This window comes from Desemzia sp. FAM 23990 (genome assembly GCF_045528485.1).
In the GTDB taxonomy this organism is placed as follows: Bacteria; Bacillota; Bacilli; order Lactobacillales; family Carnobacteriaceae; genus Desemzia.
Genome location: NZ_JBGQQW010000004.1, coordinates 126206 through 136467, shown reverse-complemented (window position 1 = coordinate 136467; position 10262 = coordinate 126206). Strand labels below are relative to the sequence as shown.

Sequence of the window (10262 nt, the reverse complement as noted above, 5' to 3'; positions counted from 1 at the left end):
AATCTTATCCATAAGAAGGCCTCTTTCATTTATGTATTTGCCCTGCAAAGCATACATTTATGATAAAGTGCCTTCTTTCTTTTTTCCAGTAAAATTATTGGCTCTCGAGAACTATTTTACACATACTTGTATTTTACCCTATTTTACCATTTTATTGTTACATTATGGACAAGTTTCTCATTTTTATTTTTTGATACAAAAATAAGCGTATGGTTCCAACTAGAACCATACGCTTATTTATAAAGAATTAGTTGTCTTCGTTTTGATCTTCTGTGTCAAGATCTGCTAGTTGGTCTCCAATCAAATCTCCTAATGTAAAACCGGTATCTTCGTCCATTTCTGGAACTTCCTCAGCCTTAGGTTCTTGATGGATACGCTCTGGTTTAGCTTCCAACGCTTTGATACTTAATGACAAGCGTTGTTCTTCTGGACTGACAGACAATACTTTCACTTTGATCTTATCTCCCACATTTAATACTTCATGCGGTGTTGCGATATGATTGTGTGAAATTTGAGAAATGTGAACCAATCCTTCTACTCCCGGGAATACTTCCACAAAAGCTCCGAAGCTGGTTAGACGTTTCACTTCACCATCAAGTACTGCCCCTGCAGTAGCGCGCTCTTCAATATCTTCCCAAGGTCCTGGCAAGGTATCTTTAATAGATAGTGAAATACGGCCTTCTTCTTTATTGACAGAAAGGACTTTCACGTCCACTTCTTCTCCCACAGTCAATACATCACCTGGTTCATTCACGTGACCGTAAGAAATTTGAGAGATATGAACCAACCCGTCAACTCCGCCAAGATCAATAAAAGCACCAAAGTTTGTTAAACGAGCCACTGTTCCTTTGACCACGTCGCCTTCTACTAAGCTGTCAAGAACTTCGCCTTTTTTAGCTTCATTTTCAGCTTCAACAACAGCTTTATGAGAAAGAATCAAACGATTTTCGCTTGGTTCGATTTCAATGATTTTAAAGGTCAATGTTTTTCCTTTATATTCAGAAAAATCTTCTACAAATTGTACTTCTACCATAGAAGCAGGAACAAAACCGCGAACGCCAACATCTACTACTAGGCCGCCTTTTACGACATTCGTAACTGGAGCTTCAATAATAGTGCCTTCTTCGTATTCTTTTTGGATTTTTTCCCAAACTTTTTTCGCATCAATGCGTCGTTTGGACAACATATAGCTGCCATTTTCTTTATCTTTGCTTTCTTTGATGACCACTAAATCAAGCGTTTCGCCTACAGTGATGACATCTGACACATTTTCAAAAGGAGATGCCGACAATTCATTATGTGGAATAACTCCTTCTAGTCCGCCGCCTAGCCCAACGATTGCTTGTTTGTTTTCGTCAATTGCTAACACTTCGCCTTGGACAACGTCGCCGATATTGATTTCTTCAACATCCTTCATTACTTCTGACATAGATTGTTGTTCTTCTACTTCATGCATGTTCTCATTTTCTGTCATGTGACTTCCTCCTAATAACCAAATAAATCCTACATGTTTATTTTACCGAATTATACAGCAGAATGCCAATAAAAGACATGCATTTCCTAAAAAAGATTAAAATTCAATGAAATTACTCATCAATTCTTTCATTTTATCCACCACTTGTTCGATTGACAGACTAGTCGTATCTAAACGAATGGCATCCTCAGCTTGTACCAACGGAGACACTTTTCGGTGAGAATCTTTGTAATCACGGTCTTCTATTTCTTTTTGCAATACCTCTAATGGAGTAGTAATCCCTTTACCGATATTTTCTTTGTATCTTCTTTCAGCTCTTTCTTTTGCACTGGCCACTAAGAAAATTTTCACTTCAGCATCTGGCAAGACGGCGGTTCCAATGTCTCTGCCATCCATTACAATGCCGCCTGCTTGAGCAATCTCTTGCTGGCGGCGTACCAATTCTTCCCGAACACCTTTATGAGCAGAGACAGCTGAAACATTGTTGGTCACATCTGGTTGTCTGATATCCGCCGTAACGTTCTCATGATTCAAAAATACTTTTTGTTGATTTTCGTCCGGTTCAAATGAGATCTGAGTATCTTTTAGTAAAGCTACCAGCTTTTCTTCATCCTCTACGTCTATTTCGTGTCTCAATGCTTGCAATGTCAGTACGCGGTACATTGCTCCTGTGTCACAATAAACGTAATTTAATTCACTGGCCAATATTTTGGCTACGGTACTTTTCCCAGCAGATGCTGGACCATCAATCGCAATTTTAATTTTTTTATTCATGATTAACCTACTTTCTGTTCTTACAAAATATCACTATCTGTTATTATACATCAGATAAGCGATTTACTCACAAAAATTTTGCGCAAAAATAGAGGAGCCAAGACAGTTGTGTCACAGCTCCTTTAAAAGACTATTTATTGTTAACGGTCTGAAAAAAAAGACAAGCTCCTGATTCAACTGAGTAACAGGAAATTTTCCTTTTACTCTACATCAGTTTACGACAAGTGTAGTGCCTACTGACACTTCATCCGTTGTTAATCCATTTAACGATTTTAATTGATCGGTCGACATACCATGGTTCAACGCGATTCTGTATAAGTTATCGCCTGCTTTAACCGTATAAGTATTAGTCGTTTGAGATTCAACAACTTCTGTAGATTCTTCACTGACTGTACTTTCTTGAACAGATTGAGATTCGCTTTCCACAACTTTAGAAGATGCAGCACTTTCCGGTTCGCTAGAAGCTGCCTCGGCCTGAGTAGTTTCACTTTCAGATTGAACTGCTTTAGACTCCTCAACTTCTTCCGATTCTGAACCCATTGATTCGCTTTCTGATTCTTCTGCTTGACTGCTTTCGCTTGATTCGTTTTCTTTAACCACTAATTTTTCAGTTTCAGGTTCAGTTGTATTTTGAGCGTTGTGAGTATAAAAAATATAAGCACTAGTTGGTAAAATAATAAAAAGGGCTAAAAATATCCATAATGACTTCAATACAGGTGATATAGCTTTATCCGCTTTTTTTCTTTCCGTTCTTGAGTAATTGCCATTTGTATATCCCTCATTTTCATCAAATGTACGAGACCATAATTCGTCTGTATCATTTGAATGACCTTTTTTCTTTCTGGCCATCTTAATCCCTCTCCTTTCTAAACTTCTAGATTATTATAGCATAGGATTAGTCTCTTTTCCTCATAAATTTTTCAACAAAAATAAGTCATTTAGCCTGTTTTCCCATTCATTTTTGAACTCTTTATGACTATGTTCTCTGCTTTCATGAGGCAGCTCATATTTTTCGAAATTGATCCCACAAGATATACAACACTGTTCAGGCTTATGTTGCAAGGTCTCTTCGAAATAATGCAGCAGCATCTCTCGTTTACAATCCGCTGTTTGAATGTAGTGCAGCATAAAATAGAGCTGATTTTCTTTTATTTGTCGCTGCAAAGCTATTTTCTGTTTAACTTCTTGGATAGGTTGCTGAGTCTCTATAAAGTAACTCAACAATTGTTTATGAACATCATCTTTGTGGACCAAATCTAATTTAGACGGATCCCGGTACACCATTTCGATCACCTCATCTGACGGAAGTGCTTCTTCTTGGAACCGCTGATGAATAAAATGATCTCCTCGTTCATAAAATAGCAAAGCTATACTAGGGTCACCGTCTCTTCCAGCTCTTCCTACTTCTTGCAGATAAGCCTCTGGACTGGCAGGTAAATGATAATGGAACACAAACCGGATATTGTTTTTATTGATTCCCATTCCAAAAGCACTGGTTGCACAAATGATGTCGATTTGATCTTGGATAAACTGATTTTGGATTTTTATTTTATCTTCTGTCTCTAAACTGGAGTGGTAACTTTCTGCTGACAGAGCCGTTTTCGCTCGAATCATCCCAGCGATTTCATCAGCTTTCTTTTTGCTTGAAAAATAGATAATACCTGGCTTTTGTAATTTTTGCAGTTGCTCAATAATCAATTCGTTTTTATTATTTTCACACAAAATCGTTCCAAATGCTATATTGGATCGATTGACAGAATAAAGTACCTGTTGAGTAGTGCTGCGATCCAGCTTTAAACTCGTTAAAATCTCTTCTCTTACTCGCGGAGTAGCTGTAGCAGTTAAAGCCATTGTCAGAGGGTTTCCAAGGACTTTTCGCACCGCTCCTAAAGTAGAATATTCCGGCCTAAAATCCATTCCCCATTGTGAAATGCAATGAGCTTCATCCACCACAAATAAATTCAACTGGATTTTCTTCAGCGCTTCTAAAACCGTTGGCTGGTGCAGCATCTCAGGAGACAAATAAATAAATTTAAATTGATGCAATTGGTTCAGTACTTGCCGTTTGTATCTGGATGGAAGCATACTGTTCAGTGCAACCACTCTTTTTTCGCCGTTCATTTTTAATTGTTCTACTTGATCTTGCATCAATGAAATCAAAGGAGAGATGATAACGGTAGTACCGCCCAGGGCGTAGCCAGTCAATTGGTAACAAATCGATTTTCCAGTCCCAGTAGGCAGCATCACTAGTGAATGTTGTCCCGACAAAGCCGCTGTTATCGCTTCTTCTTGCCCTTCTCTAAAACTGTGGAAACCAAATTTGTCGGCTAACAATTGATATATATCAGTTTTTTCCTTCATTTGCTCTCCTCCTTTCAATTTGCATTAATCGAAACCACCAGAATTCCAAATTAACAAGACGGTCTGAAGCTTCTTGAAATGAAACTTCCGGAGAATCTGCCAGCAATGTCTTTAAAGAAGTGTAGATTTCTTTTGGTATAAATGGCTCAATCTCTACTGTTGGAAAAAGAATCACCAACTCTATCAAGTGTTCGGAAATGGTGCTTTTCTTTAACCGACGGATGTGAACAATTTTTTCAATAGAAAATCCTTTTTCCAGTAACAAAGCTGTTTCTTTGGCGCTATGTGACAACCCATTCTTATTAGGAGCAGCCGTGTCTTTTACGATGGAGGCCAATAAAGGAACTTGTTGATAGATTTCATGAATTTGTTGGATAAGATAACTCATAGAGTCGTATTGCCTTACCGTAATCTCCAATTCCGGGATATTCATTTGTTGTGCCAGTTGTTTTTTGGTCAAACCTACGATATCATGTCCCGACATCAGATGAACTAAAATAACCGCATTTTCTGTTTCTAAATTAGATAGGAGTACTTTCCACTCCATCCCAAAGGCAGCTGTCAACTCTTTAAGGGGCTTGGATTGTGTTGCAATCCACCTCTTGACCCATTGTTGAATATCATACTCTTTTTCTACAGGTAAATAGCGTTTATTTTCATACCGGATTTCCGAGAGAATTTGGGTAATAAAATAGATCTTTCGTTGAACGTCTCGTACCATACGACCTTGTGTCAACCAGTTTAAATGATGTGGCTGATAATGATCTGAAAGATATTGTCGAACACTGTTTTCACCTGTTTGTGATAGAAGGTATTCTTTGCTGTCATGCGTATACAATAAATACCCACTAGAGGTCAACTCTTCTAATTTTTGATAAAACACTGAACGATCTAGTTGTGGGAAAAAACCAAAAAAAGGTTCCAAGGAATAATCTACTGCACGATATAAAATAGAAGCTGTCCGCTTCCCTTGCAGAATATGAAATACCGTTGACCCTTTTTTAGCTTGAGTGTTAGAAAAAAGAGCTAATATAAATAAGTCGTTATATGTGAGTGCCATGACTTTTTTCCAGCCTTTACATGTTAAATTTCTGTTTCATTAAAAGAGGCAGTTGAGATCTCTTAACCTTACTATACCAAATATAGACCTAAAATATTGTTTTTGGTACAAAAAAAACTGCCCTAAAGGCAGTTTTTTTGCTTGTGTGATTATTTATTTACAGAAACCTGTTTGTATCGGCTATTTCGTAAAAGCCATGGTTTTAATTTACCAAATAATACAATAAAGACTACACTGATCAAGAAACCTTTTGCAATATTAAATGGAAGTACTCCATACAATACGTAATTTATCATTGGACCAACATCAAAATTTAAGACCATCATGTAAAGTGGTGCAACAACATAGTAATTCAATACTGACAACACGATCGTCAAGACAATGGTTCCAGCAGCACTACCTAGGATGAGACCTTTCAAAGATGTTCCTTTTGCACGGACAACCGCGTAAAGAGGAAGAAGATACGCTACGGAAGCGATAAAGCTTGTAGCATCTCCAATTGGGAATCCAGCATCTCCACCAGTTTGTACATAATGTAATAAACTTCGGATAAACGCGATAGCAATGCCACCAACTGGACCGTATAAAAACATTCCGATGATACTAGGCATATCGCTGAAATCTACTTTCAAAAAAGAGACTCCTGGTACTAATGGAAAAGAGAAGTTGATCAGGATAAACGACATAGCGCCTAATATAGCTACTCCAACCATTTTCTTTGTATTTCTTGTTTGCATAAAAATCCTCCTAAAAGGATTCATCAGCGTGAGCATCTTGCGGTTAATACGAATAGAAATAAAAAATGCTCCGTCTGCTCTTCTTCAGAATAGCAAACGGAGCATTTGAATATATAACGATTCAAATAACCCCATCTTCTTTATCCAGACTTTACTGTCGGTACTGGAATTACACCAGTTCAACCAGAATGAGTAAGCTCATTCAGTTCGTGGACTTTACCACCGGTCGGGAATTACACCCTGCCCCTGAAGACGAATCAATTTTTTATTTTCCTTACATAAAACATTATATCTTATTGTGAAAAAAAAATCAAGCACTCCACTTACTTTTTTTTAGTAAATTACTTATTTTCCTCAATATCAATTTCATTTTCATCAATGTAAGGCATATGAACAATAAAACTGGAACCTTTGCCCAATTCACTTTTCACTTCTGCATAGCCTTCATGTGCTTCTACAATATTTTTGACCAATGACAAGCCGATTCCCGTTCCAATACGGTTATCTCTTTGAGTAGCTCTAGACTTGTCCGCTTTATAAAATCGTTCAAAAACAAAGGGGATATCCTCTTCGGGAATGCCTGTTCCATTATCTTGTACTTCCATAAGAACTTCATCCACGATAACATCTAAATATACTTTGATTTTAACTTGTCCTTTTTCTCGGTCAGCCATAATCGTATGACGGATAGCATTGTTTACTAAATTGACAAAAACTTGGTCCATTTTATCTCTATCCATAATGTACGTTTCTAAATTAGGCTGTATGTCTAAACTCAAAGCGACATTTCCATTGGAAGCCATCGTACTGAATCGTGAGAACAATTGATTGAAGAATTGCGGAAGATTGACCTTGGTCTTTTCTAGGGTAATGTACCCGGACTCTACTCTTGATAAGTCAAGCATTTCATTGACCATACGATTCATTCGGCGTGATTCTTCTCCAATGATCTTCGCCATCTCCTGTTTTTCTTCTTTTGTTTCTGCAATATCGTCTACAATTGCTTCACTGTACCCTTGGATCATCACTAAAGGAGTCCGCAGTTCGTGAGAAACATTGTTGATGAAATCGATCCTCATAGTGTCCAGACGCCGTTCTTGAGTGACATCTTGCGCAGAAACCAGAACACCCCGTACACTTTCAATATTTTCATCAAACAAAGGGATAATGTAGACTTCATAATAATAATCATTGGCAATATGCTCAAAATGTATTTTTTCTGAAGTTGAAATCACTTCTTCGATTTTTTTTTGTAAAAAACTTGGTACTCGAATGTCTTCTGGTAAATACCCTTGTTCGGAGTTTTCTAAAAACTCTTCTCCACTGGGATTGGACATCAATAAAGTTTTATCCTGATTGTAATATAAAATCCCGGTGGTGATACTGGTAACGATATTTTCCAGTAACTCTTTTTCTTGTCTTGTTGCTGCACCGCTGGTTTCTAAAGAACGAGCCATTTTATTCATCGCTAAACCTAATTGAGACAATTCGTCTTTATGCCTCACTTGAGCTTTTCGACTAAAATCATTTGTAGCGTAATCAAAAGCAATATCTCGAAGTTCAGTCACAGGTTCACCTAGACGTTTCCTCAAATAATAAAACGACCAGACTCCAATAATCAAATAAAATACGATGATAATCGCTATCCAATCTCTAAAACTGCTTTGCATTTCATTCAGGAAGGATAAATCTCCGAAAGAGATGAGCAGCATGTCTTGTTGATTTGCCTCAAAATTATATAAACGCAGAATAAAAGGAGCTTTTAAACGGTTTTCTTGACGTACCGTTTGAACAATCTGTGCGTCATCTCTTTCTTTTAAAATAGTCAGTACTTTGGGATCTTCAATCACCTTTTGTTGAAAATCCGTTAAACCAAGGTTATTTAAATCAACTTGCTGAGCTAAATCCTCATTGTTGAATACTCTGTATTGAATATGCATACTGGCATTATTAATATTATCGAGCTGCTCTAAGAACAGCTGTGGATTTGTTTCAACATAGTTTTCTATTTCCAGAATCGTTTCTTCAAACTCTATGATGTATTGCCGTTCTATACTTTGATTGTACAAAGAACGAAAAGACAAGATACATGTAAAAAAAAACAATCCTATGATCCCCATAATAATCAGCCATATTTTTGTAGAAATGTTGGTTACTCTCATTTACTTCTCGACCTACTTTTCTGAGTCCTCAGGATACGCATTAAATTTATACCCCAAACCCCAAACCGTTACAATATTTTTTGATGCTTCTTTAGATTGTTTGGCTAATTTTTCTCTTAGGCGTTTGATATGGGTATCAACCGTTCTTAAATCACCAAAGAACTCGTATTTCCATACTTCTCTTAATAATTGTTCTCTACCGAAAATTTGATTGGGAGATTTCATTAAATAAAGCAGAAGATCATATTCTTTTGGTGTAAGATTGATAACAGCTTTGTCGACAAAAACGGTATGCGACCGGTTGTCAATCTCGATATGAGGCGTTGTGATCACATCGGAATCCTCTTCATCTTTTTTCTCCACATGTGTTCTTTTCAATACAGCAATGACCCTTAAAACCACTTCACGAGGACTAAAAGGTTTAACGATATAATCATCTGCTCCAATTTCAAACCCTTGGATCCGGTTCGTTTCTTCTCCTTTAGCAGTGATCATCATAATAGGTGTCGCTTTTTCTTCTCTGATCTTTTCTGCTGCTTCAATACCGTCCATGTTCGGCATCATCAAGTCCAATAAAATCAAATCGTAATCATTTTCTAAAGCCATTTCTAAAGCTTCTTCACCATCACATGCTTCGGAGACCACATAGTTTTCGCGTTCTAAATACATTTTCAACAAACGACGAATACGGTCTTCATCATCCACTACAAGTATATTTACTGTTTCATTATTCATAATAATCTTACACCCTTTCGCCAAGTGTATACTTTATTGAGTTCATTATACAGAACGTAAAGTATCTTAATCAACTGATTCGCTTTCATCCAATTGAATAAACTCCAATTCGGCAGCACTTACATTTTCTTATTAAAAAGCATAAATTAATCATAACATACCTAAGACACAATTTGTTCAAAAAAAACATTCGCTTTTGATAAAAATCAAAAAGCGAATGCTCTTTAGCAGAGTTGACTAATCTTTTGCTAATTCACGCAATTGCTGAACTTCAAAATGTTTTAATTCTCGCCAGTCCCCTGAGTTAAGTCCGTTTAAATTTAGATTTCCATAGGCTTCTCTAGTCAATTTTTGAACGGGATGCCCTACTGCTTCAAACATCTTTTTAACTTGTCGATTTCTACCTTCATGAATAGTAATCTGTACAATAGAAGTTTGTTTTTCAACATTTGAAGACAACAATTTCGTTGAGGCTGGAGCAGTCTTTTTCCCTTCAATCACGACACCTTTTTCAAGTTGACGCAATGTTTTACGTTGAATCAAGCCTTTTACTTTAGCCACATAGACCTTTTCTATCTCATGTTTTGGATGCATCAATAATTGAGAAAATTCTCCATCATTGGTCAGAATCAGTGCACCTGTAGTATCATAATCTAAGCGGCCCACAGGGTAGATGCGTTGTTCAACACCAAAAAATAAATCCGTTACGACTGGTCTTCCTTTGTCATCTGAAACGGCTGTAATCATATTCCTCGGTTTATTCAATAAAAAGTATACAGGTTCTTCCCGATCAACTGGAATATTGTCCACTTCGATCAAATCACTTTGATTGACTTGAACGCCCAACTCAGTTACTACTTTTCCATTTACTTTTACACGTCCTTGTGTAATTAAAGTCTCACATTTGCGTCGTGAATCCACGCCCGCATGTGCCATTACCTTTTGTAATCTTTCCACAC

General features: G+C 37.1%; 9 protein-coding genes and 1 riboswitch. All 9 genes read right to left on the bottom strand.

Features of this window, described 5'->3' with window-relative positions:
* Nucleotides 1-247: 247 nt before the first annotated feature.
* Nucleotides 248-1474, bottom strand: a complete 1227-nt coding sequence (gene rpsA, locus ACEN4I_RS02760) for a 30S ribosomal protein S1 (protein ID WP_407097652.1) — start codon at nt 1472-1474, stop codon at nt 248-250.
* 96 nt (nt 1475-1570) lie between these two features.
* Nucleotides 1571-2248: a (d)CMP kinase gene (cmk, locus tag ACEN4I_RS02755; protein ID WP_407101786.1), complete on the bottom strand. Its 678-nt coding sequence runs from the start codon at nt 2246-2248 to the stop codon at nt 1571-1573.
* 210 nt (nt 2249-2458) lie between these two features.
* Nucleotides 2459-3097 carry a LysM peptidoglycan-binding domain-containing protein gene (locus tag ACEN4I_RS02750; RefSeq protein ID WP_407097650.1) on the bottom strand — a complete coding sequence of 213 codons (639 nt, stop codon included), beginning with the start codon at nt 3095-3097 and terminating at the stop codon, nt 2459-2461.
* 60 nt (nt 3098-3157) lie between these two features.
* On the bottom strand, nt 3158-4609 hold the full coding sequence (locus ACEN4I_RS02745; protein WP_407101784.1) for a RecQ family ATP-dependent DNA helicase: 1452 nt from the start codon (nt 4607-4609) through the stop codon (nt 3158-3160).
* Nucleotides 4593-5669 carry a helix-turn-helix domain-containing protein gene (locus ACEN4I_RS02740; protein ID WP_407101782.1) on the bottom strand — a complete coding sequence of 359 codons (1077 nt, stop codon included), beginning with the start codon at nt 5667-5669 and terminating at the stop codon, nt 4593-4595. Before ACEN4I_RS02740 ends, ACEN4I_RS02745 begins: the two co-directional genes overlap by 17 nt.
* A gap of 149 nt (nt 5670-5818) precedes the next feature.
* Nucleotides 5819-6406 carry an ECF transporter S component gene (locus ACEN4I_RS02735; protein WP_407101780.1) on the bottom strand — a complete coding sequence of 196 codons (588 nt, stop codon included), beginning with the start codon at nt 6404-6406 and terminating at the stop codon, nt 5819-5821.
* Nucleotides 6407-6535: 129 nt separating this feature from the next.
* Nucleotides 6536-6664, bottom strand: a riboswitch (FMN riboswitch).
* Between the two features lie 83 nt (nt 6665-6747).
* On the bottom strand, nt 6748-8568 hold the full coding sequence (locus tag ACEN4I_RS02730; protein WP_407101778.1) for an ATP-binding protein: 1821 nt from the start codon (nt 8566-8568) through the stop codon (nt 6748-6750).
* A gap of 12 nt (nt 8569-8580) precedes the next feature.
* Nucleotides 8581-9303, bottom strand: a complete 723-nt coding sequence (locus tag ACEN4I_RS02725; protein ID WP_407101776.1) for a response regulator transcription factor — start codon at nt 9301-9303, stop codon at nt 8581-8583.
* Between the two features lie 237 nt (nt 9304-9540).
* On the bottom strand, nt 9541-10260 hold the full coding sequence (locus ACEN4I_RS02720) for a pseudouridine synthase (protein ID WP_407097620.1): 720 nt from the start codon (nt 10258-10260) through the stop codon (nt 9541-9543).
* Nucleotides 10261-10262: the final 2 nt, after the last annotated feature.